At 74.4% G+C, this 20,000-nt stretch carries 19 protein-coding genes and 1 pseudogene; 11 read left to right on the forward strand and 9 right to left on the reverse strand.

Annotated elements, in window-relative coordinates; genetic code table 11:
* A partial coding sequence (locus EJA20_RS19155; protein ID WP_205687518.1) for a hypothetical protein occupies positions 1–498 on the forward strand: 498 nt, incomplete at its 5' end.
* Between the two features lie 7 nt (positions 499–505).
* Here EJA20_RS19155 and EJA20_RS14645 read toward each other — a convergent pair.
* Positions 506–1,476 (reverse strand): annotated as a pseudogene (locus EJA20_RS14645) (IS481 family transposase).
* A 94-nt stretch (positions 1,477–1,570) separates the two neighbouring features.
* Entirely contained in the window at positions 1,571–2,518 is a 948-nt protein-coding gene (locus tag EJA20_RS14650; protein ID WP_129339241.1) for an ROK family glucokinase, read from the reverse strand.
* A 280-nt stretch (positions 2,519–2,798) separates the two neighbouring features.
* Here EJA20_RS14650 and EJA20_RS14655 point away from each other — a divergent pair, with 280 nt between their 5' ends.
* The 3 genes from EJA20_RS14655 (at position 2,799) to EJA20_RS14665 (ending at position 6,912) form a co-directional block, all read left to right on the forward strand.
* Positions 2,799–4,625, forward strand: coding sequence for an AMP-dependent synthetase/ligase (locus tag EJA20_RS14655; RefSeq protein WP_129339242.1), 1,827 nt, complete (start codon positions 2,799–2,801; stop codon positions 4,623–4,625).
* 114 nt (positions 4,626–4,739) lie between these two features.
* Positions 4,740–6,626, forward strand: coding sequence for a DEDD exonuclease domain-containing protein (locus EJA20_RS14660; RefSeq protein WP_129339243.1), 1,887 nt, complete (start codon positions 4,740–4,742; stop codon positions 6,624–6,626).
* Between the two features lie 7 nt (positions 6,627–6,633).
* A complete protein-coding gene (locus EJA20_RS14665) occupies positions 6,634–6,912 on the forward strand; it encodes an Lrp/AsnC family transcriptional regulator (RefSeq protein WP_129339244.1) in 279 nt (92 codons plus the stop codon).
* A gap of 91 nt (positions 6,913–7,003) precedes the next feature.
* Here the strand turns inward: EJA20_RS14665 and trpD are convergent, their stop codons facing one another.
* Together trpD and EJA20_RS14675 are read right to left on the reverse strand one after the other, a co-directional pair.
* On the reverse strand, positions 7,004–8,080 hold the full coding sequence (gene trpD, locus EJA20_RS14670) for an anthranilate phosphoribosyltransferase (protein ID WP_129339245.1): 1,077 nt from the start codon (positions 8,078–8,080) through the stop codon (positions 7,004–7,006).
* Positions 8,077–8,490, reverse strand: coding sequence for a response regulator transcription factor (locus EJA20_RS14675; protein WP_129339246.1), 414 nt, complete (start codon positions 8,488–8,490; stop codon positions 8,077–8,079). Before EJA20_RS14675 ends, trpD begins: the two co-directional genes overlap by 4 nt.
* Positions 8,491–8,640: 150 nt before the next feature.
* Here EJA20_RS14675 and ctaE point away from each other — a divergent pair, with 150 nt between their 5' ends.
* The 5 genes from ctaE to EJA20_RS14700 all read left to right on the forward strand — a co-directional run bounded on the left by ctaE (position 8,641) and on the right by EJA20_RS14700 (position 13,707).
* Positions 8,641–9,267: an aa3-type cytochrome oxidase subunit III gene (ctaE, locus tag EJA20_RS14680; RefSeq protein ID WP_129339255.1), complete on the forward strand. Its 627-nt coding sequence runs from the start codon at positions 8,641–8,643 to the stop codon at positions 9,265–9,267.
* Positions 9,268–9,322: 55 nt separating this feature from the next.
* Positions 9,323–10,108, forward strand: coding sequence for a cytochrome bc1 complex diheme cytochrome c subunit (gene qcrC / locus EJA20_RS14685; RefSeq protein ID WP_129339247.1), 786 nt, complete (start codon positions 9,323–9,325; stop codon positions 10,106–10,108).
* Positions 10,105–11,160: a cytochrome bc1 complex Rieske iron-sulfur subunit gene (gene qcrA / locus EJA20_RS14690; protein WP_129339248.1), complete on the forward strand. Its 1,056-nt coding sequence runs from the start codon at positions 10,105–10,107 to the stop codon at positions 11,158–11,160. The genes qcrC and qcrA overlap by 4 nt, the downstream gene beginning before the upstream one ends.
* On the forward strand, positions 11,157–12,884 hold the full coding sequence (qcrB, locus tag EJA20_RS14695) for a cytochrome bc1 complex cytochrome b subunit (RefSeq protein ID WP_129339249.1): 1,728 nt from the start codon (positions 11,157–11,159) through the stop codon (positions 12,882–12,884). The genes qcrA and qcrB overlap by 4 nt, the downstream gene beginning before the upstream one ends.
* Before the next feature lie 196 nt (positions 12,885–13,080).
* A complete protein-coding gene (locus tag EJA20_RS14700) occupies positions 13,081–13,707 on the forward strand; it encodes a superoxide dismutase (protein ID WP_129339250.1) in 627 nt (208 codons plus the stop codon).
* Between the two features lie 373 nt (positions 13,708–14,080).
* On the opposite strand, the gene EJA20_RS14705 is transcribed toward EJA20_RS14700, so the two are convergent.
* Genes EJA20_RS14705 through ctaC form a run of 3 tightly spaced genes read right to left on the reverse strand, consistent with a single transcriptional unit; the run spans position 14,081 to position 17,204 of the window.
* Positions 14,081–14,479, reverse strand: a complete 399-nt coding sequence (locus EJA20_RS14705) for a cytochrome c oxidase subunit 4 (RefSeq protein ID WP_129339251.1) — start codon at positions 14,477–14,479, stop codon at positions 14,081–14,083.
* Positions 14,476–16,299 (reverse strand): aa3-type cytochrome oxidase subunit I, encoded by a 1,824-nt coding sequence (ctaD, locus tag EJA20_RS14710; RefSeq protein WP_129339252.1) that lies wholly within the window; start codon positions 16,297–16,299, stop codon positions 14,476–14,478. The genes EJA20_RS14705 and ctaD overlap by 4 nt, the downstream gene beginning before the upstream one ends.
* Positions 16,299–17,204 carry an aa3-type cytochrome oxidase subunit II gene (gene ctaC / locus EJA20_RS14715; RefSeq protein ID WP_129339256.1) on the reverse strand — a complete coding sequence of 302 codons (906 nt, stop codon included), beginning with the start codon at positions 17,202–17,204 and terminating at the stop codon, positions 16,299–16,301. The genes ctaD and ctaC overlap by 1 nt, the downstream gene beginning before the upstream one ends.
* Positions 17,205–17,538: 334 nt before the next feature.
* Here ctaC and EJA20_RS14720 point away from each other — a divergent pair, with 334 nt between their 5' ends.
* Both EJA20_RS14720 and EJA20_RS18785 read left to right on the forward strand, forming a co-directional pair.
* Positions 17,539–18,690, forward strand: a complete 1,152-nt coding sequence (locus EJA20_RS14720) for a cysteine desulfurase family protein (protein ID WP_205687520.1) — start codon at positions 17,539–17,541, stop codon at positions 18,688–18,690.
* 32 nt (positions 18,691–18,722) lie between these two features.
* Positions 18,723–18,998 carry a sulfurtransferase TusA family protein gene (locus EJA20_RS18785; protein ID WP_164983997.1) on the forward strand — a complete coding sequence of 92 codons (276 nt, stop codon included), beginning with the start codon at positions 18,723–18,725 and terminating at the stop codon, positions 18,996–18,998.
* Here the strand turns inward: EJA20_RS18785 and erpA are convergent.
* Together erpA and EJA20_RS14735 are read right to left on the reverse strand one after the other, a co-directional pair.
* Positions 18,991–19,341 carry an iron-sulfur cluster insertion protein ErpA gene (gene erpA, locus EJA20_RS14730; RefSeq protein ID WP_129339254.1) on the reverse strand — a complete coding sequence of 117 codons (351 nt, stop codon included), beginning with the start codon at positions 19,339–19,341 and terminating at the stop codon, positions 18,991–18,993. The genes EJA20_RS18785 and erpA overlap by 8 nt on opposite strands.
* A gap of 120 nt (positions 19,342–19,461) precedes the next feature.
* Positions 19,462–20,000, reverse strand: a 539-nt coding sequence (locus tag EJA20_RS14735) for a glycerate kinase (protein WP_205687519.1), incomplete at its 5' end; no start/stop codon positions are given.

Below are 20,000 nucleotides of genomic sequence, written 5' to 3' on the forward strand. Positions count from 1 at the left end.
GGGGACGCACGGCCCGGCGCGCCCGCGGACGACGTCCCGGGACGCCCCGGCGGCCGCGGCGAGGGGCGCACCGTCCGTCCCGCCCGCCGGTCGGGGGCGCCGGGCTCCGACGCGGCCGGAGCTGGCGCCGAGGACGAGCCGGTCCCTCCTGGCGGCCCGTCGGCGCCCGGCGGGCCGCGGGCGACCGGGGCGACCGGACGCGACTGGGACGCGACCTCCCAGTACGACGAGGCCGAGGCGCGCGTCGACGCCCAGGAGTCGTTCGTGCCGCCGGACCCCGGGCCCGTGCTCGGGGGCGACCCGCTGCGCACGGCCGCGTGGACGGCCGTCGTCGTGTGCCCGCTCGTGGTCCTCGTCGCGCTGGTGGTCGGCCCGTCCGTGCCGCGCACGCTCGTGCAGGCGTCCGGGATCGTGCTGCTGCTCGCCGTCGCGGTCCTCGTCTGGCGGATGCCGCACCGGCGGGACCCGGACGACCGGGACGACGGCGCGGTCGTCTGACGGCGGTCTAGGTGTACTGACCCGCAGCGTTGTTGATCCGGTCGATGGGGCGGTGGCCGTCGATGCCGAGGTGGGGTCGTTCCAGGTTGTAGTGCCTGAGCCAGGTCGGCAAGGCTTCGGCGCGGTCGGTGTTGCTGGTCCAGGGGCGTGAGTAGGCCCACTCGGCGGCCAGGGTGCGGTTGAGGCGTTCGACCTTGCCGTTGGTCCAGGGGCAGTGGGGCCGGATGAACTTCTGCACGATGCCCAGCTCGGCCGCGGCGTCCCGGAAGACCTGGGACGTGCGGTAGGCGAAGGCGTTGTCGCTGATCACACGCTCGATGTGGACGCCGTGGCCGGCGTAGAACGCGGCGGCGCGGCGCAGGAACCCCGCCGCGGTGGCGCCCTTCTCGTCGGGGTGGATCTCGGCGTAGGCCAGCCGGGAGTGGTCGTCGATGGCGGTGTGGACGTAGTCGTAGCCGATGCCGCGCCCGCGCACGTCCTCGCTGCGCCCGTGCGCGCGCCAGCCACCACCGGCCGGGATGCGACCGAGCTTCTTGACGTCGATGTGGACCAGGGACCCCGGGTGCGGGTGCTCGTACCGGTTGCCCGATCGGCGGGCGGCTCGGATGACCTGCCCCGTCACCGGGTCGCACTGGGACAGCAGCGGGGCGTCGTGGCGGGCAGGACCCGACCCACCGTGGAGGGCTGCATGCCCAGCTGCCGGGCGATCCAGACCGGCCCGCGTCGGGACAGCAGTCGCGCGATGCGCACGCGGGTCTCCTGGCACGGGGAGGTGCGCCGCGGGGGGGAGTGCGGGGCGCTGGGCCGGTCGACCAGCCCTGCCCGTCCCAGCTGACGGTAGCGGCGCCACCACCGCCACGCCGTGGTGCGCGAGACACCCATCTCCGCGGCCACATGCGCCACCGGACGACCCGCCGCGATGCGCTGCACCATCACTGCCCTGCCGGCAGGGGTCAACCGGGCGTTAGCGTGAGACACGAGAGACCTCCGTTGGTCGAAGCGGGTTCCTTGAGCAGTTCCCACTCGACCCGGAGGTCTCTCGTCACGTCAACAACGTTCGGGGTCAGTACATCTAGGTCGTGCGCGCCAGCTCGGCGGCGCCGACCATGCCGGCGTCGTTCCCCAGCTCGGCGAGCACGAGCCGGGCCTCCGGGCGGTGGCCGCGGGCCGACAGCTGGGCGAGGAACGCCTCGCGCGCCGGCACGAGCAGGAGGTCGCCCGCGGCGCCCACTCCGCCCCCGACGACGACGAGCCCGGGGTCGAGCAGCGCGGCGACGGAAGCGCTGCCCTCGCCGATCCAGCGTCCGAGGCCGGCCAGCAGCTCGACGGCGAGCGCGTCGCCCTCCTGCGCGGCCTGCGTGACGTGCGGGCCCTTGAGCTTCTTCGGGCGGCCGCCGGCGAGCTCGAGGAGCCGCCCGGCGCGGTCGGGGTCGCTGACGATGCGCGCCTGCGCCTCGCGCACGAGCGCGCTGCCGGACGCGTACTGCTCCCAGCAGCCCTCGTGGCCGCAGCCGCAGTAGTGCCCGTCGGGGACGACGCGCATGTGACCCACCTCGGCCGCCACGCCCCACGCGCCGCGCACGAGCCGGCCGTGGACGACGACGGCGCCCCCGAGCCCGGTGCCGACGGTGAGCAGGAGCATGTCCTCCACGTCCCGGGCGGCGCCGAAGCGGAACTCGGCCCACCCGGCGGCGTTCGCGTCGTTCTCGACGACGATCGACAGGTGTCCGCCCAGCGCGGCGGCGACGTTGTCGCGGAGCGGGTGGTCGCGCCAGGGGAGGTTCGGCGTGAACCGGACCGTCGCCCGGTCGGTGCCGATGAACCCCGGCGCGGCGAGGCCGATGGCGGTGACCTCGTGGTCCGCCATGAGCTCGCGGCAGGCGTCGACGACGCCCGCGTCCACGCTCGCCGCGTCGGTCGGGTCGGTGGACCGGCGCGTCTGCGCCACGATCTCGCCCTCGGGCGTCACGACGCCCGCCGCGATCTTGGTCCCACCGATGTCGACACCGATCGCGTGCATGCGCCTCTGGGCTCCTCAGGGTCGTGGGGCGGGCGCGCCATCGTCGCGCCCCGGCCCCGGCCGGCGGCAGGACGTCCGTCCCGCGGCCCTCGGGCGAGGGTACCGGCGCGGGGGGCCCGCGACCCCCGATGGGGTGGTCCGTCCGCCGCGGCGTGCACCGGACGGGTGAACCTCGGGCGCTCTCGCACGCCAGGGCCGCGCCGCACCGCCCCGCACCACGCCGGGGACGCCCCGCGCGCGTAAACTCGGCCCTCTTGTCGCACCTGCCGAGGGAGTCAGCATGGACGAGACGCACTCTCCCCTGCTCGTCGAGCCCGACCCGACCAGCAACCTCAACGACCTGCTCGCGGCCCGGGTGGCGCGGGGCGCCGACGCCCCGCTCCTCGAGCGGCGGACCGTCGCCGCCGACGGGACCGTGACCTGGGAGGCGGTGACCGCCCGGGCGTTCGACGAGGACGTCGTCGCCCTCGCGCGCGGCCTCGTCGCGCACGGCGTCCGGCCCGGCGACCGCGTCGGCATCCTGTCGCGCACGCGCTACGAGTGGACGCTCGTGGACTTCGCCGTGTGGGCCGCCGGCGCCGTGCCGGTCCCCCTCTACGAGACGTCGTCCGCCGAGCAGGTGCTCTGGATCCTCCAGGACGCCGACGTCAGCCTGCTCGTCGTGGAGACGGCCGCGCACGCCGCGGTCGTCGAGGGCGTCCGCCCGGACGCGCCGTCGCTGCGCGAGGTGCTCGTGCTCGACGAGGGCGCCGTCGCCACGCTCACCGCGGCGGGCGCGTCGGTCGAGCGCGCCGAGGTCGAGCGGCGGCGCGGGCTGGCCGGCCTCGACGACCTCGCGACGATCATCTACACCTCGGGCACCACGGGCCGCCCCAAGGGTGCCGAGCTCACGCACGGCAACTTCGTCGTGCTCACGGTCAACGCCGTGGACAGGCTCGGCGTCGTCGTGTCCGCGCCGGGGGCGCGCACCCTGCTGTTCATGCCGCTCGCGCACGTGTTCGCGCGGTTCGTCGAGGTGCTCGTCGTCGCGGCCCACGGGGCCGTCCTCGGCCACACGCCCGACACGAAGGACCTGCTGGCGGACCTCGGGACCTTCCAGCCGACGTTCATCCTGTCCGTGCCGCGCGTCTTCGAGAAGGTCTACAACTCCTCGGAGCAGAAGGCGACGGCCGCGGGTCGCGGCGGCGTGTTCCGCCGCGCGGTCGCGGTGGCCATCGCCTACTCGCGCGCCCAGGACACGCCCCGGGGCCCCGGGCTGTCCCTGCGCCTGCAGCACCGGGTGGCGGACGCCCTCGTGCTGTCGAAGCTCCGGCGGGCGCTCGGCGGTCGCGCCGAGTGGGCGATCTCGGGCGGCGCGCCGCTCGGGGAGCGGCTGGGCCACTTCTACCGCGGCCTCGGCCTGCACGTCCTCGAGGGCTACGGCCTGACGGAGACGACCGCCCCGGCGACCGTCAACCTGCCCGAGCGCACGAAGATCGGGACGGTCGGCCCCGCGCTGCCCGGCACCGGCCTGCGCGTGGCCGCCGACGGGGAGGTCGAGATCCGCGGGGTCGGCGTCTTCCGCGGCTACCACGGCAACGACGCCGCCACCGCGGAGGCCTTCGGCGACGGGTGGTTCCGCACGGGGGACCTCGGCTCCATCGACGAGGACGGGTACCTGCGCATCACGGGCCGCAAGAAGGACATCATCGTCACCGCGGGCGGCAAGAACGTCGCCCCGGCGGTGCTCGAGGACCGGCTGCGCGCCCACCCGCTCGTCAGCCAGGTCGTCGTCGTCGGCGACTCCCGTCCCTACGTCGGGGCGCTGCTCACCCTCGACCCCGAGGGCGTGCCCGGCTGGCTCGCGGCCCACGGCAAGCCGGCGATGTCGGTGGTGGAGGCTGCGCAGGACCCCGACGTCGTCGCGGCCCTCGAGGCGGCCGTCGAGCGGACGAACGCCGCCGTGTCCCGGGCCGAGTCCATCCGCCGGTGGCGGGTGCTCGACCGCGACCTCACCATCGCGGGCGGGCACCTCACGCCGAAGCTCAGCGTGCGGCGCGCCGAGGTCCTCAAGGACTTCGCCGAGGACGTCGAGGCGCTCTACGACGGGTCCGACGCGGCCCACTGACCCCGGGCGGCTCCCGCGGCTCCCGCGCCTCCCCGGCGGGGGCGCGGGGGCGGTCCGGCGCGATCCCGGCACGTCGCACGAGCCGTGTCGGACCCGCGGGCTACGGTCCGGGCCGTGCCCCAGCCGCTGCCCCGCCCCGGCGCCGGCCGTCCCGCGACGGCCGGCGCGGCGCCGCTGCAGGTCGGGTTCGACGAGCTCGGCACGCCGCTGCGCGAGGTGACCTTCGTCGTCGTCGACCTCGAGACCACCGGTGGCTCGGCGGAGGCCTGCGCGATCACGGAGATCGGCGCCGTGAAGGTCCGCGGGGGCGAGGTGCTCGGGGAGCTCGCGACCCTCGTCGACCCCGAGGGGCCCGTGCCGGCGCACATCCAGGTGCTCACGGGCATCACCACGTCCATGCTCGTGGGCGCGCCGCGGCTGCCCGAGGTGCTGCCGAGCTTCCTCGAGTTCGCCCGGGGCGCGGTCCTCGTGGCCCACAACGCCCCGTTCGACATCGGGTTCCTCAAGGCGGCGGCGCGGCGGACGGGTCACGCGTGGCCGGGCTTCCCCGTGGTCGACACGGTCCGGCTGGCGCGGCGGGTCGTGACGCGCGACGAGGTGCCGAACCACCGGCTGGCCAGCCTCGCCGCCCTCTTCCGCTCCTCGACGACGCCCGAGCACCGCGCGCTCGCCGACGCCCGGGCCACGGTCGACGTGCTGCACGGCCTGCTCGACCGGCTCGCCCCCCTCGGCGTCACGCACCTGGAGGACCTCGCGGGGGCCGGCGACCCCGTGCCGGCGGACGTGCGGCGCAAGCGGACCCTCGCCGACGGGCTCCCCCACGCCCCCGGCGTCTACCTCTTCCGCGGGCCGAAGGACGAGGTGCTCTACGTCGGCACCTCGACGACCTCCCTGCGCACGCGGGTGCGCACCTACTTCACGGCGGGCGAGAAGCGGGGCCGGATGACGGAGATGGTGCGGCTCGCCACCCGGGTCGACACCGTCGTCTGCGCGACGCCGCTGGAGGCCCGGGTGCGGGAGCTGCGGCTCATCGCCGAGCACTCCCCCCGCTACAACCGCCGCTCCCGCTTCCCCGAGCGCATGCCGTGGGTCCGCCTCACCGCCGAGCCCTACCCGCGGCTGTCCGTCGTCCGCGAGGTGCGCGAGGAGCCCGGCGCGGTGCACCTCGGGCCCTTCGCGTCCCGGGGCGCCGCGGCGCTGGCCGTCGAGGCGCTGCACGGCGCGTTCCCGGTGCGGCAGTGCACGCGGCGGCTGCCCGTCGTGGCGCCGGCGGGCGCGAGCGCCTGCGTGCTCGCCGAGGTCGGGCGGTGCGGCGCGCCCTGCACGGGCGGGCAGGACGTCGCCGCCTACGCCGAGGTGGTGGCCGCGGTGCGGTCGGCGATGACGGGCGACCCCTGGCCCGTCGTGAGCGCCCACGCCACGCGCATCGGACACCTCGTCGCCCAGGAGCGGTTCGAGGAGGCGACGACGGTGCGCGACCGGCTCCAGGCCTTCCTGCGGGGCGCGACCCGGGCCCAGCGGGTGGGGCCCCTGGCGGCGCTGCCCGAGCTCGTGGCCGCGGCCCCGCTGCCGGAGGGCGGCTGGGAGCTCGCGGTCGTGCGCCACGGCCGGCTGGCGGCCACCGCGCGCGTGGACCGCCGCAGCGACCCCATGCCGGTCGTGGACGCGCTCTGCGCCTCGGCCGAGCACGTGGACCGCCCGCCCTGGCCCGCGTCGGCGGCGCACCCGGAGGAGACGGACCTCGTCCTCGCGTGGCTCGAGGGGCCGGGCGTGCGGGTGGTGCGGGCCCCCGAGGGCTGGGCCTGCCCCGTCGGCGGGGCGCAGTCCGTCTCGGACGTCGCCGCGGCCGTCACCACGGCGGCGCTCGTGGCGGGCGGGCGACGCGCGCCGCTCGGCACGGAGGAGCGCGTCGCGCCCGGCCCCCGCACCGCCGGGACGCCCACGACCCCCGTGCCGGTCGTGGCCCCGCCCGCGGGTGCCGCGGGCCGCCGGTCGGCATGATGGCCGCATGCTCACCGCGATCGTGCACATCGACACCGACGCCGCCCGCATCCCCGAGGTCGCGGCCGCCGTGGCCGACCTGGCCGGGGTCAGCGAGGTCTACTCCGTGACGGGCGAGGTCGACCTCATCGCCGTCGTGCGGGTCCGCGAGCACGACGTCCTCGCCGACGTCATCGCCGACCGCATCTCCAAGGTGGAGGGTGTGCTGCGGACGCAGACGTACATCGCCTTCCGCACCTACTCCCGGCACGACCTCGACCAGGCGTTCGCGCTCGGCCTGGACTGACCCGCGTCCCGTCCCCGTCGTGCCGGTGCGCCCGGGCACGACGGGGCCGGGGTGCCGGACCGCTGCGCGCCGGGCGCCCCCGGCGTTTGCGTCAGGCGCCCGCGGCGCGCCAGCGCTCGAGCACGGCCGCGGCGTCCCCGGAGTCCACGGCCCGGGCCGCGACCTCGCGCGCCGCCGCGAGCCGGTCGACCAGGCTGCCCTCGGAGGTCCCGGGCCGCGAGCCGTCGGCGACGAGCGCGGCCGCGGCGTTGAGCAGCACGGTGTCGCGCACCGGGCCGGTCTCGCCGGCCAGGACGCGCCGCGCGACGCCCGCGTTGTGGGCCGCGTCGGCCCCGCGCAGGTCCGCCACGGTCGCGGGCGGCGTGCCGAGGTCGGCCACGGTGTCGACGACGCTCTCCTCCACGCGCCCGCCGCGGACCTCCCACACCCGTGTCGGGGCCGTGGGGGCGACCTCGTCGAGCCCGTCCTCCCCGCGGAACACGAGGGCGGTGGTCCCCCGGGCGGCGAGCACCCCGGCGACGAGCGGGGCCATCCGCAGGTCCGCGACGCCGATGGCCGCGGCCCGCGGCCGGGCGGGGTTCGTCAGCGGCCCCAGGAAGTTGAAGGCCGTCGGGATCGCGAGGTCGCGCCGCGCCACGGCGGCGTGCCGGAACGAGGGGTGGAAGGTCTGCGCGAAGCAGAAGGTGATGCCGACGGCGCGCCCGACCTCCGCGACGCGCTCCACGTCGAGGTCGAGCCGGATCCCGAGGGCCTCGAGGACGTCGGCCGAGCCGGACGACGACGAGGAGGCCCGGTTGCCGTGCTTGACGACCCGCACCCCGGCACCCGCGACGACGAGGGACGCCATCGTCGAGACGTTGACGGTGTGGGCGCGGTCGCCCCCCGTGCCGACGATGTCCACGCTCGGCCCCGGCACGTCGATGGGCCGGGCGTGGGCGAGCATCGCGTCCGCCAGGCCCGTGAGCTCGGCGACGGTCTCCCCCTTCGCGCGCAGGGCGACGAGGAACCCGGCGACCCGGGCGGGCGGCACGGCGCCGGACATGATCTCGTCCATCGCCCACGCGGTCTCCCCCGCGGTGAGGTCGGACCCGGCGACGAGGCCGGACAGCAGGTCGGGCCAGCGGCGGTCGGCCGGAGGGCCGGCGGGCGCGGGCGCGGCGGCGCTCACGCGGTGCGGGCCGGCGCGAGCAGGCCGACGACGGCCTCGCGGAGCACCTGCGGGTCGAGCGGGCGGCTCACGGCGGCGTCCGCCTCGGACCAGGAGGCGAGCCAGGCGTCCTGCGGCCGGCCGGTGAGGACGAGGACGGGCGGGCAGCCGAACACCTCGTCCTTGAGCCGCCGGCAGAGCCCGAGCCCGCCCTCCTTGTCGGCCTCGCCGTCGAGGACCACGAGGTCCACGCCGCCGCGCTCGACCGTCGCGACGACCGCGCCGGCCGTGGCGACCTCCACCCAGTCGACCTCCGCCGCCCCGCGGGCCAGGCGGCGGCCGACACCGAGCCGCACCTGGGCGCGGACGTCCGCGCTGTCGCTGTGGAGGAGGATGCGGGGACCGGTGGGCGCGGCCTCGGGGCTGCTCATGGCGTCATCGTGGCACGCGTCACGCCCCCGGCGGGACCGCTGTGGCAGCCCTGAGGGAGATGGTGACGATCTGACAGATCAGCCGCCCCGGACGGCGGGTCCGGGCACCCGGCCACGGCCGCCATCGGGCATGATGTGCGGGTGACTGCCATGGCTCCCCCGCGCACGGTCCCCCATGTGACCGTCAACCGTCCGAACCCGGTGTCGGTGGGCACCATCGTGTGGCTGGCCAGCGAGCTCATGTTCTTCGCGGCCCTGTTCGCCATGTACTTCACGGTCCGCAACGCGGTCCCGGAGGAGTGGGCGCTGCAGACGGAGAAGTTCAACATCCCGTTCTCCTCGGTCAACACGCTGATCCTCGTGCTGTCCTCCATCACCTGCCAGCTCGGCGTCATGGCCGCCGAGCGGTTCCAGCCGGAGCGCACCGGCGGGCTGCTGCAGGTGTCCCGGTGGGGCATGCACGAGTGGATCACCCTGACCTTCCTCATGGGGTCGGTCTTCGTCGCGGGCCAGGTCTTCGAGTACGCCGAGCTGGTGCACGAGGGGCTCACCATCTCCTCGAGCCCGCACGGCTCCGTGTTCTACCTCGCCACCGGCTTCCACGGCCTGCACGTCGTCGGCGGTCTGCTCGCCTTCCTCTTCCTGCTCGGCCGGTCGTTCTCGGCCAAGCGCTTCGGGCACCACGAGGCCACCACCGCGATCGTCGTGTCGTACTACTGGCACTTCGTCGACGTCGTGTGGATCGCCCTCTTCGCGGTCGTCTACCTCATCCAGTGACGCCCGCGCCCGCCCCCCGCACCACCACCACCGACAGCGAGACGAGGAACGTTCTGTGAAGGCACTCGCAGCCCGCAGGCAGGACCGGCGCGCACCGCTCGTGCTGCTCCTGCTGGCCCTGCTGCTGACCGGCGCGGTCTACGCCGTCGTCGCCCCCCCCTCGGCCGACGCCTCGGCGCCGGCCGCGACGGGTGACGACGTGGAGACCGGACGGCAGATCTTCCAGGCCAACTGCTCCACCTGCCACGGCCCCAACGCCGAGGGCACGGAGTGGGCCCCCTCGCTCGTGGGCGTCGGCGCGGCCGCGGTGGACTTCCAGGTCGGCACGGGCCGCATGCCCATGCAGAACAGCGGCCCCCAGGTCCTCGCCAAGGACGTGCAGTTCACCGACGAGCAGATCACCCAGCTCGCGGCCTACGTCGCCAGCCTCGGCGCCGGGCCCGCCATCCCGACGGAGGAGCAGGTGGACCCGGCGGGCGGCGACCCGGCCAACGGCCTCTCGCTCTTCCGCACGAACTGCGCCATGTGCCACAACGCCGTCGGTGCCGGTGGTGCCCTCTCCGAGGGCAAGTTCGCCCCGGCGCTCCTCGAGACGAGCCCCGAGCACATCTACGAGGCCATGCTCACCGGCCCGCAGTCCATGCCCGTCTTCAACGAGGCAACGCTCACCTCTCAGGAGAAGCAGGACATCATCGCCTACATCGAGGCGCAGAAGGAGCCCTCCCCGGGCGGCCTCGAGCTCGGCAGCCTGGGCCCCGTCAGCGAGGGCGTCTGGGCGTGGGTCGTCGGCATCGGCCTGCTGATCGCGTTCTCTGTCTGGATCGGAGCGAAGTCCTCGTGAGCACCCACGACCACGGCCACGACCGCCCCCAGGGCGACGTCGCGCTGCGCGGTGCCGGCGGCACCGTCGGCGCCGCGGGCGTCCCCGCGCGCTTCGAGGACCCGGGCCTCGAGCCCCACCGGCCCCGCCGGTCCGACCTGGACCCCAAGGCGGCCAAGCGCGCCGAGCGCCAGACCGTCGTCCTCTTCGGCGTCTCCATCCTCGGCACGATCGTCTTCCTCGCGGGCTACTTCCTCCTGCCGCTCGGCTCGAGCGAGGCCATCCTCCGCTCGAACCTGGCCCTCGGCCTCGGCCTCGCCTTCGCCCTCCTGGGCATCGGCACGGCCGCCGTGCACTGGGCCAAGTCGCTCATGAGCGACCACGAGGTCGTCGACGAGCGCCACCCCGTGCAGTCCTCCCCCGAGGTCCGCGAGATCGCCGTGAAGGCTCTCCAGGACGGCGTCGCGGACGCGAACGTCGGCCGTCGCGGGGTCCTCAAGGGCGCCCTCGCCGGCTCCCTGGCGCTCTTCCCGCTCACCATCGCCGTGCCGCTCATCGGCGAGCTGGGCGAGGACTGGGACGTCTCGAAGTTCAAGCACACGTGGTGGAAGGCCGGCACGCGGCTGGCCACGGACCCCGACGCCCGGCCGATCAAGGCCTCGGACGTCACCATCGGGTCCGTCGTCCACGTCATCCCCGAGGACCTCGAGGAGGCGGAGCACGTGCTGGACGAGAAGGCCAAGGCCATCGTCCTGCTCATCCGCCTCGACGAGCGCGACCTCAAGCCGCTCCCCGGCCGCGAGGGCTGGGCCTACCAGGGCATCGTGGCCTACTCCAAGGTCTGCACCCACGTCGGGTGCCCCGTCGCCCTGTACGAGCAGCAGACGCACCACCTGCTCTGCCCGTGCCACCAGTCCACGTTCGACGTGTCCGAGGGCGCCAAGGTCGTCTTCGGTCCCGCCAAGCGTCCCCTCCCGCAGCTGCCGATCGAGGTCGACAGCGAGGGTTACCTCGTCGCCCAGAGCGACTTCACCGAACCTGTGGGACCGAGCTTCTGGGAGAGGCTGAAGTGACCACCACGACGACGACGCCCACCCGCACCGGACGTGCGGCCGCGGCGACGGCGGACTACCTCGACCAGCGCACCTCCGTCGGTGGTGCGGTCAAGGAGTTCGCCCGCAAGGTCTTCCCCGACCACTGGTCGTTCCTGCTCGGCGAGGTGGCGCTCTACAGCTTCGTCACCCTGCTGATCTCGGGCGCCTTCCTCACGATGTTCTTCGTGCCGTCCATGGCGGAGACGGAGTACACGGGGCCGTTCGCCACGCAGGAGGGCCTGCACATGACGGAGGCGTACGCCTCCACGCTGCGCCTGTCCTTCGAGGTCCGCGGCGGCCTGCTCATGCGGCAGATCCACCACTGGGCCGCGCTCATCTTCATGGCCTCGATCGTCGTGCACATGATGCGCGTGTTCTTCACCGGCGCGTTCCGCAAGCCGCGCGAGCTCAACTGGGTCGTCGGCTTCACGCTGCTCATCCTCGGGCTGGCCGCCGGCTTCACCGGCTACTCCCTCCCCGACGACGTGCTGTCGGGCAACGGCCTGCGCATCACGGACGGCGTGGTCCGCTCCATCCCGATCGTCGGCTCCTACCTGTCGTACATGATCTTCGGCGGCGAGTTCCCGGGCACGGACCTCATCCCGCGCCTGTACACGATCCACATCCTGCTCGTGCCGGCGCTGATCCTGGCGCTCATCGGCCTGCACCTGCTCTTCGTCGTGCTGCACAAGCACACGCAGTTCCCGGGCTCGGGCCGCACGGACAAGAACGTCGTCGGGTACCCGCTCTTCCCCGTGTACGTGGCCAAGGCCGGCGGCTTCTTCTTCGTCGTCTTCGGCGTCCTCGCCCTCATGGGCGCGACGATGAGCATCAACCCCGTCTGGAACTACGGGCCCTACGACCCCTCCCCGGTGTCCGCGGGAGCCCAGCCGGACTGGTACATGCTCTTCCTCGAGGGGAGCCTGCGGCTCATGCCCGGTGGGGCCGAGGTGGTCATCGCCGGCTACACGTTGTCGCTCAACGTCCTCATCCCGGCCGTGGTCGTCCCGGGGCTGCTCTTCTCGCTCCTGGCCCTGTACCCGTTCGTCGAGGCCGCCGTCAGCGGTGACAAGCGCGAGCACCACGTGCTCGACCGCCCGCGCAACGTGCCGTTCCGCACCGCGTTCGGCGTCGCCGTCCTCACCGCGTTCTTCGTGCTCGTCCTGGCGGGGTCGAACGACCTCATCGCGACGCACTTCCGCATGTCGCTCAACGACATCACCGGCGTGCTGCGCATCGCGTTCTTCGTGGCCCCCGTGGCGGCGTTCTGGATGACGAAGCGCATCTGCCTCAGCCTCCAGCGCAAGGACCGCGAGCTCGTCCTGCACGGTCACGAGAGCGCCCGCATCGTGCGGTTCGCCTCCGGCGAGTACATCGAGGTGCACAAGCCCCTCGACGAGCACGAGCGCTGGCTGCGCGTGCAGCACGAGGCCATCCGGCCCCTCGAGATCGAGCCGGCCGAGGACGCCCGCGGCGTGCGCCGCAAGGGCTACCGGTCCGACGCCCTCAAGCAGCGCGTCTCGCGCTGGTTCTACGAGGACCGCGTCGAGCCCGTCACCCCCGCGGAGCTCGTCGCCGCGCACAGCCACGGCGAGCACGACGCCCTCGAGGCAGTGCCCGTCGAGCAGGCGCCGCAGCTCACGGGCGGCGGCCGGCACCTCGTCGAGCCGACCGACCCGGATGCGGGCGACCGCCGCGCCTGACCCGCACCGCACGACGCGCGCGTCGTGCCGGAACGTCCGTCCCTTTCGGGGCGGTCAGATCCGGCACGGCGCGCGCGTCGTCGTTACGGTAGGGACGTGTGGGTCCAGCTCGGCGGCTCGTCGCCGGTGAGCGCCCACCGATGGGTCACGGCCGGGGCACCCCGGCCGCCACGTCACGACCGAAGGGCACGCACGCATGGCTGACTACACGCTCCCGGACCTCCCGTACGACTACGCGGCGCTCGAGCCGCACATCTCCGGGCGCATCATGGAGCTGCACCACGACAAGCACCATGCCCTGTACGTCGCGGGCGCCAACACCGCCCTCGAGAAGCTCGCCGCCGCCCGCGACGCGGACGACCTCGCCGCCGTGAACCTGCACGAGAAGAACCTCGCGTTCAACCTCGGCGGGCACGTCAACCACAGCGTCTTCTGGCAGAACCTCTCGCCCGAGGGCGGCGAGCCCGGGGGCGAGCTCGCCGCCGCGATCGACGAGTTCTTCGGCTCGTTCGAGAAGTTCCAGAAGCACTTCACCGCCAACGCTCTGGGCATCCAGGGCTCCGGCTGGTCGATCCTCGCCTGGGACTCCATCGGGCAGAAGCTCGTCATCGTGCAGCTGTACGACCAGCAGTCGAACATCGCCCTCGGCCTCGTGCCCGTGGTCGTCCTCGACATGTGGGAGCACGCCTTCTACCTCGACTACGTCAACGTGAAGGCCGACTACGTCAAGGCGTGGTGGAACATCGTCAACTGGGCCGACGCCGGCGAGCGCTTCACGCGCGCCCGGACGCAGACCCTGGGGCTCATCGTCCCCGGTCTCTGACCCCCGCACGGCCCCGAGGGCCCGCAGGACGCCTCCACGGCGGCCTGCGGGCCCTTTCTACGTCCGAGGAGACCTGAGGCCCGCTGGCGGGGCTGGACCGTCTCCCGGCGGCTCCGACAGGCACGACGGCTCGCCCGCCGAGCGACCCGGACGGTCCCGGTGCCGGCAGGGGCGTCCCCCGCCCGCGCCGCTCCGGGTCGGCCCGGGGAGGCTGCCGGCCCGGCACGGCCGGTGACCGGCTGGCTGCCGGCCCGGCACGGCCGGTGACCGGCTGCCGGCACCCCCGGGTGCGACAGGCGAGCAGGAACGGCACGGGCCCCGGCCCTCCGTGAGGAGGGGCCGGGGCCCGTGGACGTGCAGTCAGGCAGCGCGGTCAGTGCGCGTGCTGCCCGCGGGAGAACTCGAAGACCCAGCCGACGAGCGCGATCGCACCCAGGGCCAGACCGGGGACGAGGAGCCACCAGCCGACCGCGAGGGCGGCGAACACGATGGACGCCGCGAGGGCCAGCACGAGCGGCCACCAGCTCCAGGGGGAGAACACGCCCTGGTCGCCGGCGCCCTGCTCGATCTCGCCGAACGGGTCGTCCTCGGGACGGTCGTCGATGCGCTTGCCGACGAGCCAGAGGTAGCCGCCGATCATGCCGGCCATGCCGCCCACGAGGGGGATGCCGTAGGTGCCGACCGGCTCGCCCCCGCTCCAGACGGCGTAGATCACGCCGACCGGGACGAAGAAGAGCACGCCGAAGAGGAAGAGCTTCGCCTCGAACTTCACCGGGCACCCCCGCGGCGGTCGTCCCCGTCACCGAGGTCGGGCTGGTCGATGACCGTCGTGCTCGACTGCTCGGACTGGCCCGTGCCCTTGCGCACACGGTCCTGGCCGACCTCGGGCTGGCCGACGCGCTCGGCCTCCCAGTCGAAGATGCCACCGGAGTCGGGCTCCACGTGGTCCATGGCGGCGACCTCGGGGTGGTGCAGGTCGAACGCCGGGCGCTCGGAGCGGATCCGGGGCAGCGACGTGAAGTTGTGCCGCGGCGGCGGGCAGCTGGTCGCCCACTCGAGCGAGTTGCCGTAGCCCCACGGGTCGTCGACGACGACGAGCGGCGCCTTGCGGGACGTGACGTACACGTTCCACAGGAACGGCAGGATCGAGATGCCGAGCACCATGGCGCCGACCGTCGACACCTGGTTCAGCAGCGTGAAGCCGTCGTCGGGCGAGTACTCCGCGTACCGGCGGGGCATGCCCTCGACGCCGAGCCAGTGCTGCACGAGGAAGGTCGTGTGGAAGCTGAGGAACAGCAGCCAGAAGTGCCACTTGCCCAGGCGCTCGTCGAGCATCTTGCCCGTCATCTTGGGCCACCAGAAGTAGAAGCCCGCGAACATGGCGAACACGACGGTGCCGAAGACGACGTAGTGGAAGTGCGCCACCACGAAGTACGAGTCGGACAGGTGGAAGTCGAGCGCAGGGCTGGACAGGATGATGCCCGTCAGGCCGCCGAAGAGGAACGTGACGAGGAAGCCGATCGCCCACAGCATCGGGGTCTCGAACGTGAGCTTGCCGCGCCACATCGTGCCGATCCAGTTGAAGAACTTCACACCGGTCGGCACCGCGATGAGCATCGTCATGAGCGCGAAGAACGGCAGGAGGACCTGGCCGGTCGCGTACATGTGGTGCGCCCAGACCGCCACGGACAGCGCCGCGATCGCGATGGTGGCGTAGACGAGCCCCTTGTAGCCGAAGACGGGCTTGCGGCTGAAGACCGGCAGGACCTCGGTGATGATGCCGAAGAACGGCAGCGCGATGATGTAGACCTCGGGGTGGCCGAAGAACCAGAACAGGTGCTGCCACAGCAGCGCCCCGCCGTTCTCCGGGTTGAAGATCTGCGCGTCGAGGCGACGGTCCGCCCCGAGGGCGAACAGCGCGGCGGCCAGCGGCGGGAACGCCATGATCACCAGGACGCTCGTGATGAGGATGTTCCAGGTGAAGATCGGCATCCGGAACATCGTCATGCCGGGGGCGCGCATCGTGATGATGGTGGTGATGAAGTTGACGGCGCCGAGGATGGTGCCGAAACCGCCGAGCGCGAGGCCGAACACCCACAGGTCGCCGCCGAGCCCGGGGCTGTAGACCGTGTCGGACAGCGGCGCGTAGGCCGTCCAGCCGAAGGAGGCGGCGCCCTGCGGGAGCAGGAAGCCGAACGCCGCGATCACGCCGCCGAACAGGTAGAGCCAGTAGGCGAACATGTTGAGCCGCGGGAACGCGACGTCGGGGGCGCCGATCTGCAGCGGCATGATGACGTTCGCGAAGCCGGCGAAGAGGGGCGTCGCGAACAGCAGCAGCATGATCGTGCCGTGCATCGTGAAGGCCTGGTTGTACTGCTCGGCCGTCTGGAACACGTCCAGCGCCGGCGTGAACAGCTCGGCCCGGATGAACAGGGCCAGGAGCCCGCCGATGCAGAACCACACGAAGGACGTGATCAGGTACAGGTACCCGATGACCTTGTGGTCCGTGCTCGTGATCCACTTCACGGCGAGCGAACCCGCCGACTGCTTGCGGGGCGCCAGCCCCGGGACCCGCTCGATCGTCGCGGCCATCAGCCCTCCTCCCCCACGGTGCCCTCGACGGCCTCGCCGTTGCGGCGGACGCTGTCGAGGCTCTGGACACGGCTCACGTCGACGCCGAGCGAACCGGTCTGGCCCAGGTCGCGGAGCTCCTCCATGTGCGCGTCGTACTCCTCGCGGGAGACGACCTTGACGTTGAAGAGCATCGACGCGTGGTACTCCCCGCACAGCTCGGCGCACTTGCCGACGTAGTCGCCCTCCTTGGTGGGGGTGACCTGGAAGCTGTTCGTCGTGTCCCCCGGGAAGACGTCCATCTTGAAGAGGAACGCCGGGATCCAGAAGGAGTGGATGACGTCGCGGGAGTTCAGCGTGAACTGCACCCGCTCGTCGACGGGCAGGTACAGGGTCACCTGCTCGGCGAGGGAGCCCTCGGCGCCGACCTCCTGGGCCTGCTGGCCCGTCTCGTACACGCCGTCGTCGAGGTAGTTGAAGTCCCAGCTCCACTGCTTCGCGACGACCTGCACGTTGAGGTCGACCGGGTCGTCCTCGGACATGATCTCGTGGTTGTCGCGCGCGGTGTAGTAGAAGAGCACGCCGACCATGAGGATCGGCAGGATCACGTACATGATCTCGAGCGGCACGTGGTACCGGAGCTGCACGGGCAGGACGTCGTCGTCCTTGCGCTTCCGGTAGCGCGCGACGCACCACAGGATGAGGCCCCAGGTGATGATGCCGACGAGCAGCGCGGCGATCCAGGAGCCGACCCACAGGCTGAGGATGCGGCCCGTCTCGTCGGTGACCTCGTTGGCCGAGTCGCCGGGCAGGTAGCCCCGGGCGACCTGGTCCGAGGAGCAGCCGGCGAGGGCCAGCAGGGCGAGCGCCGAGGCGGCGGCCACGCCGGCCGCGCGGCGGCGCCGGCGGGGGGGAAGCGGGTGCACGGGGAACCTCTCGTTCACGGTCCCGCCCCTCTCCCGTCCCGCGCAGGCGGGACCGTCGGAGGGCGGCGCAGGACCTCTGTCCTCGACAGCGGCAGCCTAGCGCGCCCCCAGGCCGCTCACGTGCCCGAGCACGCCGGATGGCGACGCCGCGTCAGATCTGTCCTCAGCCTGCGGCCAGCCGTGGCACGTGCCGGACGGGCCGTCGTGCGGCGCCGGTAGCGTGGCGGCCGTGATCCCCGCCACGCCCGCACCCCCGGGCGCGCCGCGGCCGGCCGCGGCGCCGGCGGGCGGACCGGACCCGGCGGGCCCGGCCCCGGCCCTCCCCGGCCGGGTCCTGCTCGACGCGGCCGGCGCCGCGCCGCCCTCCGCCCGCGCCCGCGCCGCCCTGCTCGCCGCGCTCGACGAGGGCTGGTCGGACCCGCGACGCCTCCACGCGGAGGGCCGCCGGGCCCGCGCCCTGCTCGACGGGGCGCGGGAGTCGTTCGCCGCGGTCCTCGGCGTCCGCACGGAGGACGTCGCGCTCGCCCCCTCGGGCACCGCCGCGCTGCACGCCGGCGTCCTCACCGTGGCGCGCGGCCGCCGCCGCACGGGCGACGGGGTCGTCGTGGGCGCCGTCGAGCGCGCCGCCGTGCTCCACGCCGCGGAGCACGCCGTCGCCGTGCACGCCCGCGAGGGGGGACCCGGCGGGCCGGGCCGTGTCGTCGTCCCCGTCGACGGGCAGGGCCGCGTGGACGGCGGCGCCCTCGCGGAGGCCGTCGGGCGTCCGGGCGTGGCGCTCGTCGCGCTGCAGCACGCCAACGGCGAGGTGGGGACCCGCCAGCCGGTGGCGCGCGCGGCGGCGGCGGCGCGGGCCGCCCGTGTGCCGCTGCTCGTGGACGCCGGTGCGGCGCTCGGGCACGAGGCGGTCGCCGACGGGTGGGACCTGCTCGCCGCGGACGCCGCCGACTGGGGCGCACCCGGCCCGCTCGGCGTGCTCGCCGTCCGGCCCGGCGTGCGCCGTGCACCGGTGGCCCCCGAGGACGAGGACCGCTGGTTCCCGGGCGGCGTCTCCGTCCCCCTCGCGCTCGCCGCCGCCGTCGCCCTGGAGGAGGCCCTCGACGCGGCGGCCGCGCAGGGCGTGGCGCGCCGTGCCCTCGTCGACCGGCTCCGCGCGCGGGTGGCCGCCGAGGTGGCGGACGTGGAGGTGGTCGGCGACCCCGTCGACCGCCTGCCGCACGTGCTGACCTTCTCGTGCCTCTACGTGGACGGGGAGGCGCTGGTGACGGCCCTGGACGCCGCCGGGTTCGCCGTGGGGTCCGGGTCGGCGTGCACGTCGTCCGCCCTCGAGCCGAGCCACGTCCTGGCCGCCATGGGCGTGCTCACCCACGGCAACGTGCGCCTGGCGCTGCCCGTCGGCACCCGCGCCGGGGACGTGGAGCGGTTCTGCGACGTCCTGCCGGGGCTCGTCGCCCAGGTGCGGTCGGCGCTGGGGGCGACGGGCCTGTGACGGCCGGGGGTCCGGCGGGCGGGGAGCCGACGGTGCCCGGCGACGCGCCGTCCGGCGCCGGGGACCTCGGCGAGACCGTGGACGCCCGCGGCCTCGCGTGCCCGCTGCCGGTGATCCACCTGGCGCGGGCCGCCGCCGGCGCCCCGCCGGGTGCCCGGCTCACGGTCTTGTCGACGGACCCGGCCGCCCTCGTCGACGTCCCCGCCTGGGCACGGCTGCGCGGTCACACCCTCCTGGCCACGCACGGGTGGCCGGGGGGTGCGACCGCGCAGACGGTGCGTCTCGGCGGGGCCGGCTCGGTCAGCTGAAGGAGCCGCCGCACGCGCAGGCGCTGCCCGCGTTGGGGTTGTCGATCGTGAAGCCCTGCTTCTCGATCGTGTCCGCGAAGTCGATCGTGGCGCCCTCGAGGTAGGGGACGCTCATGCGGTCGACGACGACCTCGACGCCGCCGTAGTCCTTCAGGGCGTCACCGTCGAGCACGCGCTCGTCGAAGTAGAGCTGGTAGATCAGGCCGGAGCAGCCGCCGGGCTGCACCGCCACCCGGAGGCGGAGGTCGTCGCGACCCTCCTGCTCCAGCAGGCTGCGCACCTTGTCGGCCGCGACGTCCGTCAGCAGCACGCCGTGGGTCGCTGTCTGGGTGGTCTCGCTCATGCGTCTCTCCCTCGTGAGCCGGTACCGGCACCAGGTCTGCTCGGGGCCCGCCCGGCGGACCCGTCCCCCGGCGCAACCGCGGCGGTGCGCGGGTTTGTTCCCGCGACGACCGGGCCCACCCTACGCACCCGCATCGGGGACCGGGACGGGACCTCGGGCCGTGCGCGTCGCGCCCCCCGGGGCGGCCGCGCCCGACGGCGGGACGTGGACGGTCGGGGCGGCCGGCGCCGGCCGGGGCGACCAGGTGCGCGCGACCCGGGCGGCCAGCGCCTCCGTGGCCGCGGCGCCCGACGCACCGGGGTACGCGGCCGCGACCCCGGCGACCGCGAGCTCGCGCGACCCCGCGTCCACGCCGGGCGCCAGGACGACGAGGGGGACGGCCAGGGGCACGCAGCGCTCGCCCAGCGCCGACAGGACCGTGCCGGAGAGGGCCGCGTGGCCGACGGGACCGGTCACGAGGACCACGACGTCCGCCGCCGCCACGCGCGCGTCGAGGTCGAGCAGCGCCGCGAGCACCTCGACGCCGGGCCGCAGCCGGGCCCCCACGGCCGTCAGCGCCCACGCCGCCCCGCCACCGGCGCCGGAGCCCAGCGCCGACGCCCCGCGGGCCCGGGTGGGCGCGTCGCCCGCGCCGAGCGGCAGGAGGGGGCGTCCGCCCG

The sequence above is a fragment of the Cellulomonas endophytica genome (assembly GCF_004123805.1).
GTDB lineage: Bacteria > Actinomycetota > Actinomycetes > Actinomycetales > Cellulomonadaceae > Cellulomonas > Cellulomonas endophytica.